Annotated in this window: 24 protein-coding genes; 14 read left to right on the top strand and 10 right to left on the bottom strand. The window is 62.5% G+C overall.

The window, feature by feature from the left end:
* Positions 1-85: 85 nt before the first annotated feature.
* Positions 86-403: a DUF3144 domain-containing protein gene (locus tag ABI_RS06790; protein WP_006272143.1), complete on the top strand. Its 318-nt coding sequence runs from the start codon at positions 86-88 to the stop codon at positions 401-403.
* On the opposite strand, the gene hslU is transcribed toward ABI_RS06790, so the two are convergent.
* The 3 genes from hslU to hslV form a co-directional block, all read right to left on the bottom strand.
* Positions 404-1,702, bottom strand: coding sequence for an ATP-dependent protease ATPase subunit HslU (gene hslU, locus ABI_RS06785; RefSeq protein ID WP_006272142.1), 1,299 nt, complete (start codon positions 1,700-1,702; stop codon positions 404-406).
* Between the two features lie 508 nt (positions 1,703-2,210).
* The gene (locus tag ABI_RS06780) at positions 2,211-2,585 is read right to left on the bottom strand and encodes a hypothetical protein (protein ID WP_006272140.1); all 375 of its coding nucleotides are present in this window, start codon (positions 2,583-2,585) and stop codon (positions 2,211-2,213) included.
* Positions 2,582-3,145, bottom strand: coding sequence for an ATP-dependent protease subunit HslV (gene hslV / locus ABI_RS06775; protein WP_040308663.1), 564 nt, complete (start codon positions 3,143-3,145; stop codon positions 2,582-2,584). The genes ABI_RS06780 and hslV overlap by 4 nt, the downstream gene beginning before the upstream one ends.
* Positions 3,146-3,261: 116 nt before the next feature.
* On the opposite strand from hslV, the gene ABI_RS06770 reads away from it, so the two are divergent.
* Positions 3,262-4,629, top strand: a complete 1,368-nt coding sequence (locus ABI_RS06770; RefSeq protein ID WP_006272138.1) for a CehA/McbA family metallohydrolase domain-containing protein — start codon at positions 3,262-3,264, stop codon at positions 4,627-4,629.
* 152 nt (positions 4,630-4,781) lie between these two features.
* Positions 4,782-7,541 (top strand): TonB-dependent receptor, encoded by a 2,760-nt coding sequence (locus ABI_RS06765; protein WP_006272137.1) that lies wholly within the window; start codon positions 4,782-4,784, stop codon positions 7,539-7,541.
* A gap of 87 nt (positions 7,542-7,628) precedes the next feature.
* On the opposite strand, the gene ABI_RS06760 is transcribed toward ABI_RS06765, so the two are convergent.
* Positions 7,629-8,369, bottom strand: a complete 741-nt coding sequence (locus ABI_RS06760; protein WP_006272136.1) for a YoaK family protein — start codon at positions 8,367-8,369, stop codon at positions 7,629-7,631.
* Positions 8,370-8,463: 94 nt separating this feature from the next.
* On the opposite strand from ABI_RS06760, the gene ABI_RS06755 reads away from it, so the two are divergent.
* The 9 genes from ABI_RS06755 (at position 8,464) to ABI_RS06715 (ending at position 14,872) form a co-directional block, all read left to right on the top strand.
* Positions 8,464-9,207: a HesA/MoeB/ThiF family protein gene (locus tag ABI_RS06755; protein ID WP_006272135.1), complete on the top strand. Its 744-nt coding sequence runs from the start codon at positions 8,464-8,466 to the stop codon at positions 9,205-9,207.
* 62 nt (positions 9,208-9,269) lie between these two features.
* Positions 9,270-9,680 carry a c-type cytochrome gene (locus ABI_RS06750; protein WP_006272134.1) on the top strand — a complete coding sequence of 137 codons (411 nt, stop codon included), beginning with the start codon at positions 9,270-9,272 and terminating at the stop codon, positions 9,678-9,680.
* 91 nt (positions 9,681-9,771) lie between these two features.
* Positions 9,772-10,431: a YitT family protein gene (locus tag ABI_RS06745; protein WP_006272133.1), complete on the top strand. Its 660-nt coding sequence runs from the start codon at positions 9,772-9,774 to the stop codon at positions 10,429-10,431.
* Between the two features lie 70 nt (positions 10,432-10,501).
* Complete coding sequence (gene rlmN / locus ABI_RS06740) at positions 10,502-11,719, top strand: dual-specificity RNA methyltransferase RlmN (RefSeq protein WP_006272132.1); 1,218 nt, start codon at positions 10,502-10,504, stop codon at positions 11,717-11,719.
* 137 nt (positions 11,720-11,856) lie between these two features.
* Positions 11,857-12,315, top strand: coding sequence for a DUF350 domain-containing protein (locus ABI_RS06735; RefSeq protein WP_006272131.1), 459 nt, complete (start codon positions 11,857-11,859; stop codon positions 12,313-12,315).
* Positions 12,316-12,318: 3 nt separating this feature from the next.
* Positions 12,319-13,140 carry a hypothetical protein gene (locus ABI_RS06730; protein WP_006272130.1) on the top strand — a complete coding sequence of 274 codons (822 nt, stop codon included), beginning with the start codon at positions 12,319-12,321 and terminating at the stop codon, positions 13,138-13,140.
* A gap of 192 nt (positions 13,141-13,332) precedes the next feature.
* Complete coding sequence (locus ABI_RS06725; RefSeq protein WP_006272129.1) at positions 13,333-13,962, top strand: DNA-3-methyladenine glycosylase family protein; 630 nt, start codon at positions 13,333-13,335, stop codon at positions 13,960-13,962.
* Complete coding sequence (locus ABI_RS06720) at positions 13,952-14,248, top strand: DUF1905 domain-containing protein (RefSeq protein WP_006272128.1); 297 nt, start codon at positions 13,952-13,954, stop codon at positions 14,246-14,248. The genes ABI_RS06725 and ABI_RS06720 overlap by 11 nt, the downstream gene beginning before the upstream one ends.
* Before the next feature lie 3 nt (positions 14,249-14,251).
* On the top strand, positions 14,252-14,872 hold the full coding sequence (locus ABI_RS06715) for a glutathione S-transferase family protein (RefSeq protein WP_006272127.1): 621 nt from the start codon (positions 14,252-14,254) through the stop codon (positions 14,870-14,872).
* On the opposite strand, the gene ABI_RS06710 is transcribed toward ABI_RS06715, so the two are convergent.
* The 3 genes from ABI_RS06710 to acs form a co-directional block, all read right to left on the bottom strand.
* Positions 14,848-15,354 (bottom strand): MOSC domain-containing protein, encoded by a 507-nt coding sequence (locus ABI_RS06710; protein WP_006272126.1) that lies wholly within the window; start codon positions 15,352-15,354, stop codon positions 14,848-14,850. The genes ABI_RS06715 and ABI_RS06710 overlap by 25 nt on opposite strands.
* 54 nt (positions 15,355-15,408) lie before the next feature.
* The gene (locus ABI_RS06705; protein ID WP_006272125.1) at positions 15,409-15,945 is read right to left on the bottom strand and encodes a hypothetical protein; all 537 of its coding nucleotides are present in this window, start codon (positions 15,943-15,945) and stop codon (positions 15,409-15,411) included.
* A gap of 119 nt (positions 15,946-16,064) precedes the next feature.
* The gene (acs, locus tag ABI_RS06700; protein WP_006272124.1) at positions 16,065-18,005 is read right to left on the bottom strand and encodes an acetate--CoA ligase; all 1,941 of its coding nucleotides are present in this window, start codon (positions 18,003-18,005) and stop codon (positions 16,065-16,067) included.
* 311 nt (positions 18,006-18,316) lie between these two features.
* Between acs and ABI_RS06695 the strand changes: the two genes are divergently transcribed.
* Together ABI_RS06695 and ABI_RS06690 are read left to right on the top strand one after the other, a co-directional pair.
* Complete coding sequence (locus ABI_RS06695) at positions 18,317-19,054, top strand: creatininase family protein (RefSeq protein WP_006272122.1); 738 nt, start codon at positions 18,317-18,319, stop codon at positions 19,052-19,054.
* A 4-nt stretch (positions 19,055-19,058) separates the two neighbouring features.
* Entirely contained in the window at positions 19,059-19,238 is a 180-nt protein-coding gene (locus ABI_RS06690) for a hypothetical protein (RefSeq protein WP_006272121.1), read from the top strand.
* On the opposite strand, the gene ABI_RS06685 is transcribed toward ABI_RS06690, so the two are convergent.
* The 3 genes from ABI_RS06685 to ABI_RS06675 are packed head-to-tail and all read right to left on the bottom strand — an operon-like array spanning position 19,235 to position 24,169.
* A complete protein-coding gene (locus ABI_RS06685; protein ID WP_006272120.1) occupies positions 19,235-20,575 on the bottom strand; it encodes a gluconate:H+ symporter in 1,341 nt (446 codons plus the stop codon). The genes ABI_RS06690 and ABI_RS06685 overlap by 4 nt on opposite strands.
* Positions 20,575-23,607, bottom strand: a complete 3,033-nt coding sequence (locus ABI_RS06680; RefSeq protein WP_006272119.1) for a glycosyl hydrolase family 28-related protein — start codon at positions 23,605-23,607, stop codon at positions 20,575-20,577. Before ABI_RS06680 ends, ABI_RS06685 begins: the two co-directional genes overlap by 1 nt.
* 16 nt (positions 23,608-23,623) lie before the next feature.
* On the bottom strand, positions 23,624-24,169 hold the full coding sequence (locus ABI_RS06675; protein ID WP_006272117.1) for a gluconokinase: 546 nt from the start codon (positions 24,167-24,169) through the stop codon (positions 23,624-23,626).
* Positions 24,170-24,388: the final 219 nt, after the last annotated feature.

The raw sequence follows: 24,388 nt of genomic DNA, 5'->3' as shown, positions 1-24,388 counted from the left end.
CATCACGGGTTTGAGTGTGATCGACTGGAACGGTTACGTGGTCTGATGCTATGGGTGCGGTTCGCGTCTAAACGAAAGCGTTCGCATGACCCAGCATATCGATCCCGGCTTTGAAGCCCGTTTCAACAGCTTTATCGCCACGGCCAACAGCCATCTGGCGACGACACCGCCGATCAATGTGAGCGTGTCGCTGAACGAAGCGGCGGCGCGCTATCATGCCTGGGTCTGGGCCAAGATGGCGCCTTCGGAGGCTGAGTTTGCCGCCAAGAAGGCCGAAGCCGCGGACTATTTCGTCGACCAGTGCCGCAAGATGTTCGAGGCCCACTTCGACGACTATGCCCGCAACTTCGACAAGAACTTCCCGAAGGACCCCGCCCCGAAGAACCCGACTCCCGGAAGCTGATTACAGAATATACCGGCTCAGATCGGCGTCCGTGGCGATGTCACCCAGGCGGCGCTTGACGTAGTCGGCGTCGATCAGCACCGTCTGGCCGGCCATGTCGGACGCGGCGTAGGACAACTCCTCCATCACCTTTTCGATGACGGTGTGCAGCCGGCGTGCGCCGATGTTCTCGACCTTGGCATTGACCGAAGCCGCGGCCGCCGCCATTTCGGCAATGGCGCCATCGTCGAACTCGAGAGTCACGCCCTCGGTTTTCATCAAAGCCTGGTTCTGCTTGATCAGATTGGCTTCCGGCTCGCTCAGAATGCGGCGGAAATCGTCCTGGGTCAGCGCCTTCAGCTCCACCCGGATCGGCAGGCGCCCCTGCAGTTCCGGCAACAGGTCCGACGGCTTGGCGACGTGGAAGGCGCCCGAGGCAATGAACAGGATGTGGTCGGTCTTGACCGGCCCGTACTTGGTCGACACCGTCGTGCCTTCGATCAGCGGCAGCAGGTCGCGCTGGACGCCTTCGCGCGACACATCGGCGCCGCCGCGTTCCGAGCGCGACGCCACCTTGTCGATTTCATCCAGAAACACGATGCCTTCGTTCTCGGCGAGGCTCAGCGCTTCCGAAGCGACGGCTTCCTGGTCCAGCAGCCTGTCGGACTCTTCGGCGATCAGGGTCGGCCAGGCCGCCTTGACCGAAGTCTTGACGGTTTTCTTGCGGCCGCCCATGGCCTTGGACAGCATGTCACCCAAATTGAAATTGTTGCCCGCCTGGCCGGGGATCTCGATCATGCCGATCGGCGATCCCGTCTCGGTCAGCTGCAACTCGACCTCCTTGTCGTCCAGTTCGTTGTTGCGCAGCTTCTTGCGGAAGCTGTCGCGCGTCGCCTGGCCGGCTGTGTTGCCGACCAGGGCGTCGATCAGCCGTTCTTCGGCGGCGGCCTCGGCCTTGGCGCGAACACCGGCGCGGTTCTTGTCCTTGATCATCAACATGGCGGCCTCGACCAGGTCGCGGACGATCTGGTCGACGTCGCGGCCGACATAGCCGACCTCGGTAAACTTGGTCGCCTCGACCTTGATGAACGGCGCCTGGGCCAGTTTGGCCAGACGGCGCGCGATCTCGGTCTTGCCGACGCCCGTGGGCCCGATCATCAGGATGTTCTTGGGCGTGATCTCGTCGCGGATCGAGGCATCGGTGGCCTTACGGCGCCAGCGGTTGCGCAGGGCAACGGCGACGGCCTTCTTGGCGTCGTTATGGCCGATGATGTGGCGGTCCAGTTCGGAGACGATTTCACGGGGAGAAAATGTGGTCATGATGTCAGTCGGTCTGTGGGCGTTCTGCGCGAAGCGCGTTTGGGTCTTCGGGTTTGAAAAGGGGTTGTCCACAGATAAGCCAGATAAGCCAGATGGATAGCGTATCCCGCGTCAAATCCGGGCCGGGTCTCGGGCTTAATTTATCGACGCGCGTTGCGCGTCAGGCGAACCGCTGAATAGAGCGCAGGTTGTGCGGAAAGGCTCCGCCCATCTGGCTTATCTGGCTTATCTGTGGACAACCCTTTCCTAGGTTTCAGTCGTATCAGCGGGTGCAGGCCATCAACAGGCTGCGGCCCCATTGCGGATGATTGCCTTCAACATATGGGATGAAGCTGGCCTTTTCGTAAGCCCGGATCGCGGGTGCATTTGTTGGATGCGGATCGGTGACAACCGCCACTGCGCCACGTGCGGCGCCGCGATCCAGCCATTGACCAGGTCGAGGTCGTCCGGAGTCAGGCGGCGAAAGCTGTAACTTACCGTGCTCAAGGCGCGAAGCGTCAGCACAACCTTATGCCCGCCCTTCCAGCCGGAGGATCTGCGCGCGCATCTCCTTGGAGCAGATCTCCGACTTTTCGGAAAAGCCACCATCCGGGCCGATCACCTTGGCCACTATGGCGGCGTCCTTCATCTGCTGGACATTGCCGGCGCCGGCATAGGCCCACAGCTTCCAGCGCGGTGTCATCCAGGCCCGGTACAGCCAGGCCAGCGGCCAGCCAGAGACGGCGACCGCCATCGACATGAACAGAAACACCTGCGGCAGCTGACCCGAGGGCACGAGGATAAGCGCCTGGCCCCAGGCGGCGAACATGATGCAGGTCGCCGGCATATGGACGGTCATCCGCGCCTTCTGGATCGCCTGGTCGATGGTCACGCGCGCCGTCACGACAGGGTCTCGAGTGTCAGATGGTCATTGGTGTAGACGCAGATGCTGGCGGCGATCTTCATCGCCTTACGGGCAATGACCTCGGCATCGGGTTCATACTCCATCAGGGCGCGCGCCGCTGACAGGGCGTAGACGCCGCCTGAACCGATAGCCGCAACGCCGTCTTCCGGTTCGAGCACATCGCCGACCCCGGTCAGGGTCAAGATGTGGTTGCGGTCGGCGACCAGCAGCATGGCCTCCAGCCGGCGCAGATAGCGATCGGTGCGCCAGTCCTTGGCCAGGTCGACGCAGGCCCGCGCCAGTTGATCCGGAAACAGCTCCAGCTTGGCTTCCAGCCGCTCCAGCAGCGTGAAGGCGTCGGCCGTGGCGCCGGCAAAGCCGGTGATGACCTTGCCGCCGGCCAGCGCGCGAACCTTGCGAGCGCCACCCTTGACGATGGTCGCGCCCATGGAGACCTGGCCATCGCCGGCGATGACGGTTTTGCCGTTTTGGCGCACGGCGACGATGGTGGTACCGTGCCAGTTGGGAAAATTCGACTCGGAATGATTCAAGTTGGGCATAGCCGTTTACTTGGCGGTTTTGCCGCCCGGTTGCAAGGGCCAGCGACAAGCCGGGCTGTTACATATCTGTCAAGACCATCGTCTATGGACCGGTTTCTACATTCGGAATCCGTCCCATGGCCTTTGATATCCTTCTTGCCCTGATGCTTGCGCCCCTGCCCTCGCTGGCGCCGGCCGAAACGCCGCGGCAGTGGCTGGCCGGCGATCATCACGTCCACAGCCGCTATTCCGGCAAGAGCGTGGATGGAGTCTATGTCCTGGGCCAGGATGGCATCTACACCCTGCCGGAAAATGCCCGCAAAGCGCATCAATATGGCCTGAGCTGGGTCGTCATGATCGATCACGGCGGCGAAGGGCTGTCGAAACTGCGATATGAGCAGACCTACCCCGAACTGGTGGAAGCACGTGCCGCCGTTCCGCAGGTTATCCAGTTCTTCGGCATGGAACTCGATACACCCGGCGGTGACCATTCCAGCCTGATCATGCCCATCGATTCCACCGAAGCCGGCACCCTGCGCCGCCTGGAAAGCGCCTATGCCGCGTACGAGACCCGCGACCCCGCCCGGGATGATCCCGAGCGCATGATCGCCATGTTGGAAGAGATGAACGACCTGACGCCCCGGCCGCTGGTTATTGCCAATCATCCGTCGCGCGGAGCGCCAAGTCCTGACGGTTACGGGCGGCATTCGCCGGCATCCCTGCGGCGCTGGAACGACACCGCCTGGGATATTGCCGTCGGCATGGAAGGCGCGCCGGGCCATCAGGGTACATCACTGAAAAAGGGTGCCAGCCCCGACACCCTGCGCAAGCGCGGTTATTACGTCCATTCGCCGACCTACGGCGGGTTCGATACCATGACGGCACGCCTGGGCGGCGCCTGGGACGGACTGCTGGGCGAAGGGCGCCGCTTCTGGATTACCGCGACCTCGGACTCGCACCGCAACGTGGCCGACGGCGGCGAGGACTTCTGGCCAGGGCAGTACGCCAAGACCTGGGTGCTGGCGCGGCACGATCCAGCGGATGTGCTCGACGCTATCCGCCGCGGCCGGATGTTCGTGGCAACCGGCGATCTGATCAGCGAACTGGACGTCGACATCAACGGGGCGGGTCTGGGTGACGCTGCACAGGTCAGGGTCGGCGAAACGGTCACGATCAGCGTCCGGCTGCGCGACCCGGATGTTCCCAATCCCAATGGCAACCGGCCTGAAGTGAAGCGCGTCGACCTGATCATGGGCGCCGTATCCGGGCAAGCCCGCGACCACAATCCGTCCACCCACATCGTCAGGCGATTTACCCCCGCCGACTGGCAGCGCGAAGGCGAGGTCATCACCCTCAGCTACACCTTCACCGTCGGGCACGACAGCTATGTCCGCCTGCGCGGCACGGCAACAGACGAGCTGGAGCCCGTTGCCGACCCCCTGGGTGAAGACCCGTGGCCCGACCTGTGGTTCTATTCCAATCCGATCTTTATCGAGACAAATTAGTACCACCTTCGGCTTTGGTCTTTCGTGCAACCATATCGTCGGAAATCCTTCATCAAGCTGTCATCCGCCCTCGATAGGCAGCGCTCCCATGCGTCGGAGCACCGACGAATATCGGTGTCCGTCACCGGTAGGACTTAACCTTGGGGCCTAATATGAAGTACCGTTTCCTTTGCACCACCGCCATAGCCGTGGCAACGACCCTGTCACCGGTCTGCGCCTTCGCGCAGGATGCCGCTCAGCTGGCCGTCGCGGACTCCGGCGATGAAGGCCAGGTGGTGGTCGTGACCGGCAGCTACCGCCGCAGCCTGGAAAAGGCCGTCGACATCAAGCGCAAGACGACGGGCTTCTCCGACTCGATCGTCGCCACCGACGTCGTCGACTTCCCGGAACAGAACCTGGCCGAAGCGCTCCAGCGCATGCCGGGCGTGACCATCGAACGCAACAAGGGCCTGGGTACACGGGTCATGGTTCGCGGTCTGCCGGCCGAATTCACGCATGTTTCGATTAACGACCTGGCCACCGCATCGGGCAGCGGCGGCCGTGACGTCGAATTCGACATGTTCGCCTCCGAAATCATCCAGCAGGTCACGGTACACAAGTCGCCGACGGCCGCCGACGAAGAAGGCGGCATCGCTGGTTCGGTAGATATCACCACCGCCCGTCCGTTCGACTACAAGGGCCGCAAACTGGTCGCCGCGTTCGAAGGTGCCCATAACTCGATCTCCGGCGAGACGGACCCGCGTATGTCCTTCCTGGCCAGCAACACCTGGGGCGACTGGGGCGCCCTGGTGTCGTTTGCGACCACGAAGCGCACCAACCGCACCGACGCCAACTCCGGCATAAACTTCCGTCCGGCCTTCCGGTTCCTGGAAGCCTCCGGCGCACGTGGCACCCAGGCCGCCGACGTCCTGGCGCGCGATGCCGGCGTTGTCGTCAAGAGCCGCACCGACCGCAACGAGACCGGCCGCATCATCTTCCAGGACAAGGTCGGCGACCGCGTTTACCTGAATGAACAGGATAAGTGGGGCGCCACGGTGGCGCTGCAGTACAAGCCATCGTCGGACTTCAACCTGGCCTTCGACGCCATGGTCGGCAGCTATGACTCGACCGAGGACGAATACGACATCGCCGCCTATTCGGCCTCCAGCCGCAGCACCTTCGAGACCATTCACGCCTACGACAAGACGACCCTGGCCGACTACGGCATGGTCGTGCTGCGCGACGTCTCCTACACCGCGACCCAGCATGAGTTCCTGAGCAAGGAACGCATCAACGAGACCGACTACGCCCAGTTCGGTGGCGAATTAAACTGGCGCGGGGACGGCTGGAAACTGCGTGCCTTGGCCGGCTACTCCGGCGCCGAAAAGACCTCGGACTACGCCAATCTCAAGCACGTCGCCTATGCCCCGTCGCGAACCCGCTGGACGGACAAGGGCGGTGAAACCGTCAAGAGCGCCAATCCGGCCTCGATCGACATGTACAACGCCTCCAGCAAGTATCTGTTCGAGGCCTACGAAACCAACCTGGAAAGCGTCACCGACGACAAGGCGGCCGCCCAGGTCGACTACACTCGCTTCTTCGGCCTGAGCAGCTTCCCGGCCCTGCAAACCCTTCAGTTCGGTCTGCGCTACACGGACAAGAGCAAGGAGCGTCAGTACGGCGCGCTGAACATCCAGGGCCCGACCGCCGGCAGCACGGCGTGGCTGAACACCCGCACCCTGGCCAACAGCGAGTTGCAATGGATCGGCGACATCGTGCCGGGTGGTGACTACACCGTCAGCGATCTGGACTGGCAGCAGGTGTCCAACGACTATGCCCGCAGGACCTTCCGCTATGCCGGCTTCTACACGCCGTTCGATGTCAGCCAGTATTACAAGGTCGACGAAAAGGTCACGACCGTCTATGCCATGGCGGATTTCGCCTTCGACCTCGGCTCGGTTCCGGTGGCCATCAATGCCGGCGCCCGCTATGTCGACACCACCGTCAACTCGGCCGGCTACCACCAGGTCCAGAACCCCAACGGCACCACCGGCTACACCCCGGCGCCAGTGTCCAAGGAAGGCACCTACCAGAAGCTGCTCCCCAGCCTGAACTTTACTGCCGACCTGATGGACAATCTGGTCCTGCGCGGTGCCGCTTCGGAAACCCTGATGCGCCCGGCCCTGACCGACCTGGCCTACAAGCGCACAGCGAGCTGGAACTCGTTCCGCTTCACCGACGGCAATCCGGACCTGAAGCCGACCTACGCCAGGCAGTGGGAAATCGGCATCGAAAAGTACCTGCCGGAAGGCGGTTTGCTGGCGGCGTCCTACTTCTCGAAGACGATTGAGGGCGTGGTCCGCAGCACCCTCACCGGCACCGTTCCGAACGTGACCAAGTACAATGCCAACGGCACGATCGACGGTGTCTATGAGTTCGATGTCTACCAGCCGGTGAATGCCGAAGGCTCCTATGACGTCAGCGGTCTCGAACTGGTCGCCGTCGTACCGTTCGGCCTGCTGCATGAACGCCTGCAGGGCTTCGGCATCAATGCCAACTACACCCTGCTGGACAGCTCGCTGACCGGGTCCTCGACCCTGGGCATCCCGACTGCTCCGATCGGCCTGGCCGACAACACCTACAACATCACCCTGTACTACGAGAACGACCGTTTCGACGCGCGCGCCTCCTATAACTACAAGGACAAGTATGTCGAAGGCATCGGCTACGAAATGTATCCGATCTACCGGGACGGTTACGGCCAACTGGACATTTCGCTCTCCTACCGTCTGAGCGACCGTGCCCAGGTCAGCCTCAAGGGCATCAACATGACCGACGCAGTCACCACGGGCTACACCATGGACCCGTCCTTCCCGACCATGTACGAATTATCGGGCCGCCGTATCAGCGTGGGCTTACGCTTCGATTTCTGATCCGTACCGAGCTTGGATATCCGGGTACGGGCTTTGCGTCATCGGCGCAAAGCCCGTACTTTTCAGTCTGGCCTATGCGGCATGCCGTCACCGATGCTTTGAGAACATGCGCTTCAAGTCGTCAGCAATCGGCAACAGCGCCATGGCGGCCAGAAGCGCGGCAAGAGGCAGGACGGCGACAAATCCGATCCAGCTGAAGGCCGCCGCGCCCGCCAGCCCGCCGATGACAAATCCGACCAGTAACAGCACCAAACGACGCAATTTGACCGCACTGAAGCGCGTGTCGGCATGGCTGACCTTGCCGAACAAAAAGCGGCCGGTTTCTATCCCCAGGTCGGTGATAACCCCGGTCATGTGGGTGGTTCGGATCTCGGCATGAGAAATTTTGGTGATCAGCCCGTTCTGCAGCCCCATGATCAGGCACAGCAGGGCGATCAGGCCGTATAGCCCATTCAGCCCAGCCGCCAGACCGGTCGCCGCCAGAAGCCCGAAGACGATCAGCAGACAGGCTTCCGCCATCAGTGGCAGGGCAAACTCGCTGGCCAGGTGTTTCAGCCGCGCCCAGTTGATCAGTACCGCCGACAGCACCGATCCGGCAAAGAAAGCGAGGATGTGGGGGATGATGGCCACGGCGGTTCGCCACTGATCGACGACGACCAGGTCGGTGATCGAAGCCACCATGCCGGTCATGTGCGAGGTATAGGCGCCGACCGCCAGGAACCCGCCGGCATTGACCGCGCCTGCGACAAAAGCCAGCACCACACCCAGGCGGGTATCGGCCTGTTCGGTGCGGTGCGATGCGCTTAGCTGGCGAAGGGCAGTCTTCATGCGAATCGTCCCGGAAGGCACCAGTTTCGGCCGCCAGGGTAAACCCAGAGTAAACAAGGTGGAAAGACTGGCGCATGGCAAAGGCGCTGGTTATATGAACACCATGCTCTCCGACGACGAAATCGACCGCTATGCCCGCCATCTGGTGCTGAAGGAAATCGGCGGCCAGGGCCAGATGAAGCTCAAGGCCGCAAAGGTCGCCCTGATCGGCATGGGCGGGATCGGATCGCCGGCCGCGCTGTATCTGGCCGCGGCCGGCGTCGGGACGCTGGGCCTGATCGACGACGACACCATCAGCCTGAGCAATCTCCAGCGCCAGATCCTGTACGGCACAGGCGAGATCGGGGCCTCGAAAGCGCAAACCGCCAAGTCGCGACTGAACGACATCAATCCGCACTGCGACTGTCAGGTCCATGGCCTGCGCCTGAACGACGACAATGTCGCCGAGGTCCTGAGCGGCTATGATATCGTTCTGGACGGCTGCGATAACTTCCCAACCCGGCTGTTGATCAACCGGGTATGTCACGCGCTGGGCAAACCGCTGGTCTCGGCGGCGATTGGCCGGTGGAGCGGGCAACTGGCCGTCTTCAAGGGGCGTCCCTGTTACCAGTGCCTGGTGCCGGACGTCCCTCCCGATGCCGAGACCTGCGAACGGGTCGGCGTCGTCGGCGCCCTGGCCGGCGTCTTGGGCACCCTGGCGGCGTTAGAGACCGTCAAGCTGATCACCGGCGCTGGCGAAAACCTGGCTGGGCGGCTGATGATCTTCGACGGGCTGACCCTGCAAAGCCGGATCGTCGGTCTGGCGGCCGATCCGGACTGTCCCATCTGCCGCGCTTGATTTGAATCAAGGCGCCGCACACCGTCTTGCGTCATCCTCCGTCAATTGTGATGGAGAGTTCGATGAAGATGATATTGCTACTCGGCACCGTCCTCCTGGCCGCCTCTCCGGCCGCCGCCATGGCGCCTGGCGCCGCAGAGCCGGATGCCGCGGCTGACCTTCAGGCCGGCGCCCAGCTCTATTTCAAGGCTTGCGGCCTTTGCCACGACGACAGCGCCCACATGCTGCTCGACACTGGCCCGCCCCTGTTCGGTGTCGTCGGCCGTCGGGTCGGATCCGTCGAAGGCTTTACTTACTCGCCCGCCTTGCAGAAAGGCTACCGCAGGGGCCACAAATGGAGCGAAAAACGCCTCGACAAGTTTCTGTCCGGACCGCAGCACGTCTATACCGGCACCGACATGCCGATGATGTTCAACGACCCGAAGGTGCGCCACAACCTGATCGCCTACCTCAAAACGCTGAAAGACGAATAGACGGTCGCTGTCCTTTGTGGCAAGAATGGTTTCAAGCGCAAGCATCTGCGCAGTGACAGGGCTGGACACGTCTTATTTCGACGAGTTCCGCATGCTTTCAGCCAGCACGACAGTCAAACCGGCCTTGGATAAAGACGGCGCCGACGCGCTGTACCCCGCCGTCAAACACACCGTCATCGAGGACATCTACGCCTTTGCCATCGGCTGTTCCTTTGTGGTGCTGGGCATCATCTTCCTGAAGTCGGCCGGCCTGGTGACCGGCGGCGTCGCCGGCATCGCGCTGCTGGTCTCCTATGTCGTGCCGCTACCGGTGGGCGTGCTGTTCATGTTGATCAACATTCCCTTCTTCCTGTTTGCCTGGCCGGCCATGGGCAGGCGCTTCATGGTCAAGACCGTCATCGTCAACCTGGTCATTATGGCCCTGGCCAGCATCGCACCGCTGATGTTCACCCTGAGCGACGTCAATCCCATCTTCGCCGCCCTGTTCGGCGGCACGATTATCGGCATGGGGATACTCGCCCTGGCGCGGCACAGCGCCGGCGCCGGCGGCACCGGCGTGCTGGCGCTGTATCTACAAAAAACCAAGGGAATCAATGCCGGCAAGACCCAGATGCTGTGCGATGCCCTGATCCTGTCGGTCTCCATCCTGGTGCTGAACTGGCAGCAGGTCGGCCTGTCGCTGCTGTCGGCTGCGGCCATGAGCGGCGTCATGCTGGGCTTCCACCGCCCGGAACGCTACATCGGCCGCTGATTGGACTTTGCGGCGGGTTTGATGTATAGGCTCGCCTCTTCCTGAAAAATTGTCCCGAAAGCCGCATATCTTGGCCCATACGCTCGACCTGTCTTCGAAACCTGCGACCCAGCCCGTGCTCGTCAACATCACCGGCCTGACCCGGGATGGCCTGGTGCGCGCCCTGCTGGAATCCGGCGTGGTCGAAGAGCGCAAGGCCAAGATGCGGATGCAGCAGATCTGGCGCTGGATCCATCATTACGGCGTCACCGACTTCGATCTGATGACCGACATCGCCAAAGATCAGCGCGCCCTGTTCGCGGACCGCTTCACCCTGGCCCGCCCGGAAATCGTCGAACGTCAGATTTCGCGCGACGGCACGCGCAAATACCTGATCCGCATGGGACCGGGCATCGAGGTCGAAAGCGTCTTCATCCCCAGCGTCGGCCGCGCCGGCGCCCTGTGCGTCTCCAGCCAGGTCGGTTGCACCCTGAACTGTACCTTCTGCCACACCGGCACGCAAAAGCTGGTGCGCAACCTGACCGCGGCGGAAATCGTCGCCCAGGTCCAGGTGGCCCGCGACGATCTGGGCGAATGGCCGTCGCCCAAGGAAGACCGCCAGCTATCCAACATCGTCTTCATGGGCATGGGCGAACCCCTGTACAATCTCGACAATGTCGCCGACGCCATCGACATCATCTCCGACAACGAAGGCATCGCCCTGTCGCGCCGCCGCATCACCGTTTCGACTTCAGGCGTGGTGCCAGAGCTGGAAGCCCTGGGTAACCGGACCGCAGCCATGCTGGCCATATCGCTGCACGCCACCAACGACACCCTGCGCGACGAGATTGTTCCCCTCAACAAGAAGTATAATATCGAAGCCCTGATGGCCGGCATCCGTGCCTATCCCGGCCTGTCCAATGCCCGCCGCGTCACCTTCGAATATGTCATGTTGAAGGGCGTCAACGACAGCCCGGCCGAGGCCCGCGCCCTGATCAAGCTGCTCAAGGGCATCCCGGCCAAGATTAATCTGATCCCGTTCAATCCGTGGCCCGGCACAGACTACCAGTGCTCGGACTGGACGGCGATCGAGACCTTCGCCGCCATCCTGAACAAGGCCGGCTATGCCTCGCCGATCCGCACCCCGCGCGGGCGCGACATCCTGGCGGCCTGCGGCCAGCTCAAATCCGACAGCGAAAAGAAGCGCGCATCCGTTTTACGCAGAGAAGCCCAAAATGCGCCAAACGAGGACAGCGACCACGTCGAAAGCCTGCCGTTCGCACATCTCGCTGCTGGCATGGTCGACTGAGAACCCTTGCATTTTTTTGGCCTTTTTTGGTTGCAACAGTAATATTGTCCACAGCGGTTTATTGTTGGACTTGATCTTGCAGGGACAATATCCCATGAATGAGCGCCCGGCGGGGTGTACAGAAAGTAGGGGACAGTATGACAACCGACTCGTTCAATCTTGATTTCCTGTCGCCCGAGATTCTGCGGCCCGAGATCCAGGCTTTTGCCGAAGGATTTCCAACCACCCTGGCCCATGCCGGCCTGACCCTGCTGATGCTGTTCCTCGGCGCCTTCATCTATTCGGTCCTTACGCCCTATAAGGAAATTCAACAGATCCGCGAGGGTAATTCCGCCGCGGCGGTCGCCTATGGCGGCGTCATCATCGGCCTGGCCATTCCGCTGGCGGCCTCCCTGGCCGCCGCAACGTCATGGCGCGAAATCCTGCTCTGGGGCGGCGCCACCATCGTGCTGCAGTTGTTCGTCTTCCGCCTGGTCGACTTCATGCTGGCCGGCCTGCCCAACCGCATCAACGAAGGCGAAACCTCCGCCGCGGTGCTGCTGGTGGCGGCCAAACTGGCCGCCGCCCTGGTCCTCGCTGCTGCCATCTCTGTCTGACCCATGAAGGCCGACTGGCTCCTTTACGCAGCGGCGATTGCGGTCCTGGTGATCGTTCCCGGCGTGTGGCATGAGAACTCCGCCCTGCCGGAGGCGCCACCGCCACCGGGCGTTGGTGAAATGTCGCTGTTCGCCACTTTTACCCCCTTCTCCGCAGGTTCGATCATTAACCTGCCGCGGGACGATCAACGCGTCATGACCGGCACGGCCTTTGCCGTCGCGGCGTCGGGCGAATGGATCATGGCCCGTGACAGCGTCGCCGGCTGCCCCCACCCCTTCCTGAACATCGGCGGCAATCTCGGCGTACCCTTCACGGTGCGCACGGTCAAAGGCCTCGATGGCTATGTCATCGGTATGACCCAGGGCGCCGGCCGTGCCCTGACGCCAACAGATCCGATGACCATCAAACCCGGTGTGCGCGGCTTCATGCCCGGCTACCCCTCCGACCTGCCGGGCGAGGCCACGGCGCGCTATATCGGCACGGTCAGCCTGAAGCGGGCCAAGCGCGGTGAGCGCGCGGAAACCGTGATGGCGTGGGCCCAGGCCGGCCGGACACGCGGCATTCGCGGTGATTTGAACCAGTTGGCGGGCGCTCCGGTGCTTGACGACAATTCGAAGGTCATCGCCGTCACCATCAAGGAAAAGCCGCGCCGTGGCCGGATCTATACCTCGACGCCGGAAACCCTGGCCAAACTGACCAGCGTCACGGCGATGAAGCCGGACTTCGACAGCGAGGCGGTGATCACTAAGGCCAATTACGGCATCGTCTCGGATACGCTGCGGCGTGAATACCGCGTCGCGCAAGTGGGCTGCATCAAGTCGTAGGTTTTTGGAACCGCGAATGAACGCCAATAAACGCGAATAGAGAGCGCCAAAGGCAGTCATCAACATTAGCCTCCCCGGCCAACCAACAGTGTCATGGTGAAAATGAACATTGGCGTTTATTGGCGTTCATTCGCGGTTCCAATCTCTTAACCTGCTGCCAGAAACCGGCGAATCCGGTGATACATCGCGACCATGACGCCGCTAGATCCCGCTCATCTGGCCCACCTCGCTGAGGCCGATCCGAAACTGAAACCGCTGACCGAGCGGTTCGGCCATATTCAGTACCGCCTGCGCGAAAGTGGCTTCCCAGCCCTGCTGCGCCTGATCGTCGAACAGCAGTTGTCGGTCAAGGCCGCCGACACAATTGTCGGCCGTTTGCACGCCGGTCTGACTGAGGTCAGCCCCCAGGCCCTGCTGGCCCACGACGTGGATCTTCTGCGCGGCTATGGGCTGTCACGCCCCAAGATCGCCTATGCCCGCGCCCTGGCCGAAGCCATCCATGGCGGCGTCTTCGACACCGAAAGCCTGACGCACCTCGATATCGAGGCCGCTGCCGACAAACTGCTGGCGCTGAAAGGGGTCGGCCGCTGGACCGCCGAGGTCTATCTGATGTTCTCGGAAGGCCGTCTTGACCTCTTCCCGGTCGGCGACATTGCGCTGCGTGAGGCCTTGGGCTGGCTCGACCAACGGGACGCCCGGCCCGATGAAAAATACAGCGCCGAACGCGCCAGGATCTGGTCGCCCTATCGTTCCGTAGCCTCGCATTTGCTCTGGGCGTGGTATGGCGCCGTCAAGCGTGGAGAGGCCAGTCGTGAGCTATAGTTTCTCCGGCAAGCTGTGGCGCTGGAAGGGCGAGGCCCCGGCGTCGTGGGTCTTCGTCACCCTGCCCGGCGATATTGCTTTCGAGATCAAGTGCCAGATCGCCGACCGCCGCGCCTGGGGCTCGGTCGCGGTCAATGCCCGCATCGGCGCTACAACCTGGAACACGTCCCTGTTTCCGGAAAAAGCGTCGGGCAGCTATTTGCTCCCGATCAAGGCCGCCGTCCGCAAGGCGGAAAACCTGCATGACGGCGACGACACCATCGTCGAACTCACTGTGAAAGGCTGAAACATGCTCCGCATCCTGGGCCGCCCCTCCTCGCTCAATGTCCGCAAGGTGCTGTGGACGTGCGACGAACTGAATCTCGCCTATGACCGCGAGGACTGGGGTGTCGGTTTTCGGCCCGTCGATACGGCGGAATTCCTGGCGTTGAACCCTAACGGTCAGATTCCGGTGCTGATCGATGGCGACGTCACCCTGTGGGAATCCAACACCATTATCCGCTATCTCGCCAACCGCCATGGGCCGCAGCTCTACCCTTCCGAACCCGTGGCACGCGCCCATGTCGATCAGTGGCTGGACTGGCAGGCGACCGATCTCAACGCCGCCTGGGTCTATGCCTTCCTGGCCCTGGCACGGCGTGCGCCTGGCTATGACGATTCCGGACGGATCGAAGCCTCCGTCACGGCATGGAACCGGGTCATGGCCATCCTCGCAGGTCAGTTGACCAAGACGGGCGGCTACGTCTCAGGTCCGCAGTTTCGCCTGTCGGACATCGCCATCGGTCTGGCGGTCCATCGTTGGGTCGCAACACCGTTGGCGCATGCCGACCTGCCTCAGGTCCGCGCCTATTATGACCGGCTGATGCAGCGACCGGCCTTCCGCACCTATGCCCGGTCCGACTGGCCCTGAGGCAGGACGGCGTCGCCCACGCGGACCTCGCCGTCTTCCAATACCCGCGCAGTGATACCGCCGTGGCCGCGGACCGCATTGTAGCCGCCGGGCCCGAACGTTTCCTCCATTCGGGAACAGGGATGACATTCTCCTGTCATTTCCAGCAAGGCGGAACCAAGCCGGAAACGCTGTTCCTTCAAGGCCAGCAGGTTCAGCGCTGACACCACGATGTTGCGCCTCATCAGCTCCGGTGCGACAGCGTCCAGGCCAAGATAGGCCGCAATCGCCGTCAGGTGCTCCGCCTGGATCAGGGTGACATGACGGCTACCGCTGCGGCCGGAATAGCGGTCACCGACCAGCCCCTGCGTTGTGGTCAGACGCGCCGCCTCCACCACCTCGATCGGCGCCTGACGCTGGGGCCGCAAACCGATCCAAGTGACAAGGCCCGACCGGACCGGCGCAGTCATCAGTTTTGCAAGGGGTGAGTTGGGATTGAGCATGACAAGAGCCGGAAGGTTGACCTCCCGGCTTCTAATCGGTTTCGATGTATACGGCTAGCCTACCCGACCGACTGTGTTATCCGGTTTGACTTCAATGTCCGGAGTCAGCGCGTGGTCGTTCGCGTCCTTAGGGGCATCGAATTTGTGGTCCTTGTCGGGATGAAAATATTCCTTGTCCTCGCCGGCCTGGTTCAGTTCATGCGGCGAAAACACCTTCTTACCCTCGTAGGTGACGGCGTCGACAGCGTTAGGTTCCGAAGGATCGGAATTCACGTTATCGCCATCGTCCGGTGCCTGGGTGACGCTACCGGCGTCGTCGGCGACGACCTCAGCGGCATTGTTCTGGACCTCAGTCGCGAAGGTCGGATCCCCGGCGGCAGAGGCGTCACGTGCCGTGCCGCCCTGGACGGACAGATTGGCAGTCAGGCCAGCCGTGCTGGCAAAAGCACTGCCACTCTGGAACGGGTTCATGCCGCCCGGGGTCTGGCCCTGCTCGGCAGCCGACTGGCTCTGGCCGGCTTTCTCACCGAACAAATCCGGGGCATTACCGGTGGAAGTAGGGTAGTTGGCGTCGTCGCGCGGCTTGTCCATGACGGTCCTCCTGATGGGTGATTAGCCCATCAGTATAGGCGCATGGAGATAAGGACGGACACGGCATTCCGCGCTTACACAATAAGAGAAATATAAGGCACCATAAGGGAAACGTAAGCCTATCCCAGCCCCTTGGCGCCCTCGATCAGGTCCGCCACCACCGACGGATCGGCCAGGGTCGAGATGTCGCCCAGGTTCGAAGTATCACCCTCGGCGATCTTGCGCAGGATGCGGCGCATGATCTTGCCCGACCGCGTCTTGGGCAGGCCTGGCGCGAACTGGATGACGTCCGGCGAGGCGATCGGCCCGATCTCCTGGCGCACCCAGTTGCGCAGTTCGACCTTCAGCGCGTCTGTGCCTTCGACGCCCTGCTTCAGGGTGACGTAGCACCAGATGCCCTGGCCCTTGATATCGTGCGGATAGCCGACGACGGCAGCCTCGGTGACGTCGCTGTGGGCGACCAGGGCGCTTTCGACCTCGGCCGTGCCCAGCCGGTGCCCCGAGACGTTCAGCACGTCATCGACCCGTCCGGTGATCCAGTAATAACCGTCCTCATCGCGGCGGCATCCGTCACCGGTGAAGTACATGCCGGGATAGGTCGAGAAATAGGTTTCCAGGAAACGGGCATGGTCGCCGAACACGGTGCGCATCTGGCCCGGCCACGAGTCTGTCAGGCACAGATTGCCTTCGGTAGCGCCGTCCAGCACCTTGCCTTCGGCATCGACCAGGCAGGGCTGGACGCCAGGGAGGGGCTGGGTGGCCGAACCGGGTTTCAGCGGGGTGGCGCCCGGCACCGGCGAGATCAGAATGCCACCGGTTTCGGTCTGCCACCACGTATCGACGATCGGGCAGCGGCTGTCGCCGACCACCTTGTGGTACCACAGCCAGGCTTCCGGATTGATCGGCTCACCGACCGAACCTAGCAGACGCAGAGAGGCACGTGATGACGCCTTTACCGGCGCCTCACCGTCGCGCATCAGGGCGCGGATCGCCGTCGGGGCGGTGTAGAAGATATTGACCTGGTGCTTGTCGATCACTTGCCAGAACCGGCTGACGGTCGGGTAGTTGGGCACGCCTTCGAACATCAGGGTGGTGCCGCCATTGGCCAGCGGCCCATACAGAACATAGGAATGGCCTGTGACCCAACCTATATCGGCGGTGCACCAGTAGACGTCGCCATCCTGATAATCGAACACCGTCTGGTGGGTATAGGCTGCCCAGGCGAGATAGCCGGCCGTGGTGTGCAACACGCCCTTGGGCTTGCCCGTCGAGCCCGAGGTATAGAGGATGAACAAGGGATCTTCGGCGTTCATCGGCTCGGGCGGGCAGTCGGCCGACATGCTTTCCAAGGCCTTGGGGACACTGATGTCGCGGCCGTCATGGGTCAGGTAGTGCGCCGGCGTGTGTTCGACCACCAGGACATGGCGGACATTGGGGCATTGCAACAGGGCGAGGTCGACATTGGCCTTCAGCGGAATGGTCTTGCCGCCGCGCAGGCCTTCATTGGCGGTGATGACGATGTCCGACTGACAGTCCAGAATCCGGCCGGCGATGCTGTCGGGCGAGAAACCGCCAAACACCACCGAATGGACGGCGCCGACCCGGGCGCAGGCCAGCATGAAGTAGGCGGCTTCCGGCACCATCGGCATGTAGATGGTGACCCGGTCGCCCTTCTTGACGCCATGAGCCTTGAGCAGGTTGGCGCGTTTGTTGACCGCTTCCGAAAGCTGGGCGTAGGTGATGTGTTGCGACACACCGGGATCGTCGCCTTCGAAGATGATGGCAGTCTGGTCGGCGCGGGTGCGCAGGTGGCGGTCGATGCAGTTGGCCGAGACGTTGAGCACGCCGTCGTAGAACCAGCGGATGCGGAAGTCGGCCCGGTCAAAGGAGACGTCCTTGACCTGCGAATATTCGTGAATCCAGTCCAGGGAATCGCCAAGGCCTCGCCAGTAATGTTCCGGATCGGCGGCAAACCTGTCGCGCTGGGCCTGAAGGCCACCGGCGGTCAGGGTGCCGGGGCGGATGAAGTCGCCGGGAACGCGGAAAAAATGATCTGGCATGATGGTCGTCGTCCTCTGCATTCCCCCGTTCTGGCCCCAAAGGAACCAAGGGGGTTTTCGTTGGCGGGACCTTAGGGAAACGCGAATCCTAAGTCCATAAGACCAATGCGAAAAAGATGGCGCCAAGAAGTGGGAACGCTTAAGAGACTGTTTGAAAATGGGTCAGGCTGAGCCGAAAAGGGTCGGTTTCGAGAACCGGAGCGGAGCGTACTTTTTGTACGTGAGCACCGGAAGCGCAGAAAACGGCCCTTTGCAGGCCAGCATCACCCATTTACGAACAGTCTCGACGCAGATTGCGACGGAGTATTCTTATGCTGCTGGCATTTTCCACCTGGCCCGAAATCGACGAACGCCTGAAGTCGTCGCGGACCGTCATCATCCCCATCGGTTCCAACGAACAGCACGGCCCCATGGGCTTGCTGGGTACAGACTGGCTTTGCCCGGAAATCATCGCCCATGCCGCGGAAAAATCAGGCGACCTCTTGATCGCGCCGACCTTTAATATCGGCATGGCCCAGCACCACCTGTCCTTTTCCGGCACGATCTCCCTGCGCCCCTCGACCTTTATGGCGGCAATTTCGGACTGGGTGAATTCCCTGGCGCGCCACGGCTTCGACCGGATCTATTTCCTCAACGGCCACGGCGGTAATGTCGCCACCATCGAAGCCGCCTTTTCCGAGATCTATTCCGACTATTCCTACGCCGCCGAGCCCTGTCCGTTTATCCTGAAGCTGCGCAACTGGTGGGACCTGCCGGGCATTTCGCGCCTGTGCGCCAAGCTGTACCCGACCGGCCACGGCACCCACGCCACCCCCTCGGAGATCGCGGTGACCTTTGCGGCCTATCCTGACCGTGTGAAATCCCACACCATGGAGCCGCAGGTCGCACCGAACGGCCCGATCCGCGACGCCCTGGATTACCGCGCCCGGTTTACCGACGGCCGCATCGGCTCGGATTCGTCGCTGGCCACGGTCGAGGACGGCCAGAAGATTATCGACGCCGCGGTGGCCGGCCTGATTGACGACATCGCCAAGTTCGACGCAGAATAGGCGCATGAGCTTCAAGCGCTTCCTCGTCCTCATCCTGCTGACCGTCGGCGTCCTGGCCGTATGGCAGATTCTGGCGACGGTCCTATTGTCGTTCGGCACGCCATTCTGGCTTGTCGCCATCACCTTTCTGCCGGCCATCGCGGCGTGGTGGCTGCTGGCGAGGTTATCGCGAATCAGGGTTTAAGCCACGAACCGGCTCAGCAACAGTGTAAAGCCCAAGCCACATATGCCGACCAGCCCTTCCATCAGGGTCCAGGAGCGAAGCGTGTCCTTCACGGACAGCCCGAAATACTCCTTGAACATCCAAAAGCCCGAGTCATTAACGTGGCTGAACATCAGACTTCCGGCGCCGATGGCCAGCACCATCAGATTGGGATCCACCCCACTGGCCGCCACCAGAGGCGCGACCAGTCCTGCGGCCGTCAGACCTGCCACGGTCGCGGAACCCAGGGCCAGACGAATGACGCCGGCGATCAGCCAGCCCAGCACCAGCGGCGGTACCGGAAGGCTTTTAAGCATCAGCCCAAGCTGCTCATTGACACCGCCGTCGACGAAGATCTGTTTCAACGCACCCGCACCGGCGATGATCAGCAGGATCGGGGCGATTTCGCGCAGCGCCGTACCCGAACCGGTCATCAGGTCATTGAGCGGCATGCCGCGCCCGAGGCCAAGCGTCACCAGGGCCACCACCACCGACACCAGCATGACAATCATCGGATTGCCGAGGAAGGCGACCAGCGACTTCGTCTGGGCGTCCAGGCCTTCGGCATAGCCCAGCAAGGTAAAGGCGCTGAGCAGAATCACCGGCAAGAGCGCGGTCAGGAAGCAGTTGGCCGCCGACGGTAACTTGTCGTCCGCCACCTCTTCGGCCACGAACAGCTTGGGCGGATTGGCGACAATGTGCTTGGCAGTCAAGGCAAAGACCGGCCCGGCGACCAGAGCCGTGGGGATGCCGACGATCAGGCCATAAATTAAAGTCAGGCCCATATCGGCGCCGAACATCGGCACGATGGCGGCTGGCGAAGGATGCGGCGGCAGAAAGCCATGCGAGATCGACAGCCCGGCCATGACCGGCAGCGCCAGATAGACGATCGGTTTGCCCGACTGACGCGCCACCGAAAAGATCAACGGCACCAGCAGAACGAAGCCAACATTATAGAACAGCGGGATGCCGACAATAAAACCGGTCAGGCACAGCGCGATCGCGATGCGCTTGTCGCCGAACGCCTTGATCAGAACGATCGAAATCTTTTTCGCCGCGCCGCTGTCGGCGACGATTTTGCCGAAAATGGCGCCCAGGGCCAGCAGCACGGCCAAAGACCCGATCATGCTGCCAATGCCGGTCTCAATCGACTTGGCGATCTTCTCGAGCGGCATTTGCAGCAGCAGGGCGGCCAGGATCGAGGCTATGACAAAGGCCAGCAGAGGCTGAACCTTCACCCAGGCGATCATGGCAACAAGCGACAGGACCGCGATCAGCACAATGACCAGCGCGGTCGTCTCCGCAGACAGAAACGCCATCAGAAGCCCTTTACACTGAGGCTGTACAGGCTGTGGTGCGTCAGGATGAACAGGGTTTCCTGGTTCTCGCCACCGAAGATAAGCTGCAAGGGGCGCTCCGGCGTATCGATCCGTCCCAAAGCTTTGCCTGCGGCGTCATAGACGAAGATCTGTCCGTTGGCGACGAACAACCGCCCCTTGGCGTCGACGGCAACGCTTTCACCGCCGCGATCGGTCAGGGCCTTGACGTCAGTGATGCTGCCACCCGGTCCGACCAACCCGCTGTAGATGCGCTGCTCCGAGCCGTTGCTGACCGTTACCCGGTCGCCGACCTTGGCGGTGACGAAGCCATAGGTTTCCAGCGAGTCAGACCAGCGCCAGCCCTGGAAGTTGGTCTTGCCCTGTTTGTAGACGCGAAAGGCGGGCAGGACCAGGCTGCCGTCGGGCGAGACATATTCGTGCGTCTTGGGCACGGCGACGTCGCGGGCGAACATCTGTGCCAGGGTGGTGAACTCATAGGTCTTCGGGTCGAGCTGGTCGCGGAATTCGCCGTTGTTCCACAGATTGCCCGGCAGGGCGACCACGGCATCGGTGCGTGCTGACACCAGCGTCGGGGCGATGCGGGTGATCGGGGCCGTCGCCGTCCACGGATCGAAGCTGTAGACCGAAGCCTCGGGTCCGTCAGACGACAGCACCATCAGGTGTCCGGATTTATCGACGGCCAGGTTGACGGGATCGAGAGGCTCGTCGCTGACGACCTCCAGGCCGCGCGCCTTGGACCAGCGGTAGATGCGGTGGAAGTGTTTGTCGACGAAGTAGAGATTGCCCTTGGCGTCGACGGCGCCGCCGCTGATCGAATAGAAGTCGCCTTCCAGCTTTTCGACCCTTGCCGCTTCCAGACCGGCCGGCACGGGTGTGGTCGGTACCGCAGGCGGGGTGGAGGTCACGTCCAGAACAGCGAACTGGCGCTCGCGAAGCTCCAGCTTGTTCGTCATGTCGGTAATAGCGTTCTCAAACGGAAACTTGCTGGCGCGCAGATAGGTGCCGCAGCCATTGGTATCGCAGGTGGCGTAGCCGCTCTCGGCATTCACGGACATATTACGGAAGCGGATATTCTCGACATTGTACAGCTTCACCGCCGTGGTCGCCGGCTTCAGGCTGCGGGTGACGCGATAGGCGTGGTAGTTGGCGAACAGGATGTTCTTGGAGTTGCGCACTTCCAGCGACATCGATTCCAGGCCGTCGATGACCTCCTGCTCGGTCTGGGGGGACAGGAACTCCCAGTTTTCAACGCCGTCCAGCACGATCTCATGGCGATGATGGTGCTCGGCCGATAGTTCGTAGACATGGCCGGGCGTCTTGGTGTTGCTGACATAGAAGCCGGTGTCGGACATGGTATTGGGCGTCCAGTTGCCGACGAAGTAGCCGCCGCCGCCGTCGGTCACCCAGATGCCGGGATGCTGGCCGTCCATGCGGAACTTCGGATCGGAAAAGTCGACGCGCTTGCCATCGGGCAGAAACGTGCCGTGGCCGCCATGAATGCGGATGTCCTCCACCAGCGAGCGTTCGCCGGCCTTCCACAACAGCGCCGTGGCGCGCGGATTGACCCCACCGGTGAACAGTCCCAACCCGGTGATGATGGCGTTGCCGCCGCTGGCGCTTTCGATCAGCGCCTTGGCGCTGCCAACGCCCTGATAGGCCGGCGTCTCTTCGGTCAGGGTGATCTGGGTCAGGCTGGGGTGCAAGGCGATCAGGACCGTATCGCTGCGCAGGCGCAGAGTGTCGCTGACCCGGTAGTGACCCATTGGCAGATAGATCACCCGGTGGGTGTCGATGGCTTTTTGCAGGGTAACCGTGTCGTCGGCGACGCCGTCACCGACCACGCCTTGCGTCCGGACGTCGACCCATTGAGCCACCGGCGGCAGGGCCGGCAGGACATTGCCGCCCCATTTCGGCATCTGCGCCAAGGCCTCGGTCTGATAGTTGGTGTCGAACTGGCCGATCTGGCCCAGGCCCTCAATCTTCAGGCCGTAATTGAACGCCCTGACGCGATAATTGGCGCCCGGCGCCTTCAGCGTCCGCCCTGTGTCGCGAAAGCGCGCAAACACCGGCGTGCCGGTGGCCACGGCATTGTCAAAGCCGATCTGGGTGAAGGGGCTGCTTTCATTGCTGATCACCACGGCGGCCTTCGAGACATTCTCGAAGCGGACGTCCTTGCCCCACAGGCTGTCGCTGTAGCCGCGGTCGATATCGATGCCGACGGGCGTGTTCTTGATGGAGATGTTGATCAGGGTCAGATCGACCTCATGCTCGCGGATCGCCGCCTCGCGCTGGCCGTCGAAGGTCGAGTCGATCAGGGTGAACTGCCAGGCGGGCGAAGTCTTTTCGGTGACGATGCCGTAGCGGCCACCATAGAAATGCACGTCCTCGACGACATTGCCGGCCTGGTAGATGCCGGCGAAACCCGAGTCGAGGCGGAAGTCGATGTGGCTGAGGAAGGCGTGCTGGGCCAGGCGCATGCGCACCCCGGCCGCGGCGGGATTGCCCTTACCCATCTCGAAATCGATATTGGACAGGGCGGAATAGAAGGTGCCGGAATTGGCGTCGCGGACAATAGCGCTGTACGGGCGCGCCGACGGAACCGGCACGGGCACCGGTCCGGTGTTGTACTGATCGGAACCACTAAAGATCACCATGGTCGCCACCCCCTGGTCGAAGCCCGGGGTACGGTCGGCCAGCAGCAACACGGGCCGCGTTGGGCCGACGCCGAACAGGCGAACGGCCGGCGGGATGACCAGGCTCTTGGTAATGCGATAGCGGCCGGACGGCAGCCAGACCATGCCGCCGGCGCCCGATTTCGCCGCGGCATCGATGGCGGCCTGGATCTCGGCGGTGTCGTCGGCCTTGCCGTCGCCCACGCCCTTGACCGTTATGGCCAGCCGGTCGTTGGGCGCGGTCAGGTAGACGGACCCCCGCCCCTCCTGCGCCCAGGCCGGGATACTCAAAGCCAGGGCCGCCAGACTGGCGGCGATCATCAGGGTTTTGCGTGCCATTGGGTCAGGCCTTCGGTCAGATGTGGGTAAGTGAATGTCGCGGGGAGATTTGGGGAGTCGACAGAAAGCTCATCACCAGGTCGACGCACCGCGACGGGTCCGCGGCACCGTTGATGGTCAGGACAGGCTCGTCCGGCCTGGGCAGTTCCAAGGTTGCCACCTGGCTGTCGATCAGGCTGGGCGGCATGTAATGGTTGGGTCGATCGCGCAGACGGGCGCGGACAATGTCAGTCGGCAGGTGCGGAAAGACGAACAGAAGCCCCTCGGGTGACCGCGTTCTCAACAGATGCCGGTAGGCATAGCGCAGGGCGGAACAGGATACGATGCAGCCGTCCCCTGCCTTCGCGGAGCTTAGGACCTCGGCGATCCGCTCGAGCCACGGCCAGCGATCATCGTCACTCAGGGCGATGCCAGCCGACATCTTGGCGATGTTTTCGGCGGGGTGAAGATCGTCGCCTTCGACGAAGCGGTAACCCGTCGCCTCGGCGAGCCCTGCCCCCAGCGTAGACTTGCCGCAGCCGCTGATACCCATGATGACGATGGCTGTGGCCGAAAAAGTCAAAGTCCTGCCTCGGTAACGGGAACGAAAAAAGAGAACATGCTTCCAGCGGGCGCTCGGGAGATGGGCTTTGATCTGGAAGCATGCGGCCCGGACATCACGGCAAGCTTCATCCTTGCGCCGGGCCAAGTCAGGTATATCCGCCACCAGGGACAGCGGATATCCGGGGTACAAGCCTAAAGACTGTTTGGAGAACCGTCCGGCTCGCCGTGAAGGCTGAGC

Source organism: Asticcacaulis biprosthecium C19, assembly GCF_000204015.1.
In the GTDB taxonomy this organism is placed as follows: Bacteria; Pseudomonadota; Alphaproteobacteria; order Caulobacterales; family Caulobacteraceae; genus Asticcacaulis; species Asticcacaulis biprosthecius.
This window is presented reverse-complemented; position numbering and strand designations above follow the sequence as displayed.

Bases quoted from the DNA above. Each gene is read 5' to 3' on its own strand.
- ABI_RS06790 (WP_006272143.1), top strand. From the start codon at position 86: ATGACCCAGCATATCGATCCCGGCTTTGAAGCCCGTTTCAACAGCTTT.
- hslU (WP_006272142.1), bottom strand. From the start codon at position 1,702: ATGACCACATTTTCTCCCCGTGAAATCGTCTCCGAACTGGACCGCCAC.
- hslV (WP_040308663.1), bottom strand. From the start codon at position 3,145: ATGCCCAACTTGAATCATTCCGAGTCGAATTTTCCCAACTGGCACGGT.
- ABI_RS06770 (WP_006272138.1), top strand. From the start codon at position 3,262: ATGGCCTTTGATATCCTTCTTGCCCTGATGCTTGCGCCCCTGCCCTCG.
- ABI_RS06765 (WP_006272137.1), top strand. From the start codon at position 4,782: ATGAAGTACCGTTTCCTTTGCACCACCGCCATAGCCGTGGCAACGACC.
- ABI_RS06760 (WP_006272136.1), bottom strand. From the start codon at position 8,369: ATGAAGACTGCCCTTCGCCAGCTAAGCGCATCGCACCGCACCGAACAG.
- ABI_RS06755 (WP_006272135.1), top strand. From the start codon at position 8,464: ATGAACACCATGCTCTCCGACGACGAAATCGACCGCTATGCCCGCCAT.
- ABI_RS06750 (WP_006272134.1), top strand. From the start codon at position 9,270: ATGAAGATGATATTGCTACTCGGCACCGTCCTCCTGGCCGCCTCTCCG.
- ABI_RS06745 (WP_006272133.1), top strand. From the start codon at position 9,772: ATGCTTTCAGCCAGCACGACAGTCAAACCGGCCTTGGATAAAGACGGC.
- ABI_RS06735 (WP_006272131.1), top strand. From the start codon at position 11,857: ATGACAACCGACTCGTTCAATCTTGATTTCCTGTCGCCCGAGATTCTG.
- ABI_RS06730 (WP_006272130.1), top strand. From the start codon at position 12,319: ATGAAGGCCGACTGGCTCCTTTACGCAGCGGCGATTGCGGTCCTGGTG.
- ABI_RS06725 (WP_006272129.1), top strand. From the start codon at position 13,333: ATGACGCCGCTAGATCCCGCTCATCTGGCCCACCTCGCTGAGGCCGAT.
- ABI_RS06715 (WP_006272127.1), top strand. From the start codon at position 14,252: ATGCTCCGCATCCTGGGCCGCCCCTCCTCGCTCAATGTCCGCAAGGTG.
- ABI_RS06710 (WP_006272126.1), bottom strand. From the start codon at position 15,354: ATGCTCAATCCCAACTCACCCCTTGCAAAACTGATGACTGCGCCGGTC.
- ABI_RS06705 (WP_006272125.1), bottom strand. From the start codon at position 15,945: ATGGACAAGCCGCGCGACGACGCCAACTACCCTACTTCCACCGGTAAT.
- acs (WP_006272124.1), bottom strand. From the start codon at position 18,005: ATGCCAGATCATTTTTTCCGCGTTCCCGGCGACTTCATCCGCCCCGGC.
- ABI_RS06695 (WP_006272122.1), top strand. From the start codon at position 18,317: ATGCTGCTGGCATTTTCCACCTGGCCCGAAATCGACGAACGCCTGAAG.
- ABI_RS06690 (WP_006272121.1), top strand. From the start codon at position 19,059: ATGAGCTTCAAGCGCTTCCTCGTCCTCATCCTGCTGACCGTCGGCGTC.
- ABI_RS06685 (WP_006272120.1), bottom strand. From the start codon at position 20,575: ATGGCGTTTCTGTCTGCGGAGACGACCGCGCTGGTCATTGTGCTGATC.
- ABI_RS06680 (WP_006272119.1), bottom strand. From the start codon at position 23,607: ATGGCACGCAAAACCCTGATGATCGCCGCCAGTCTGGCGGCCCTGGCT.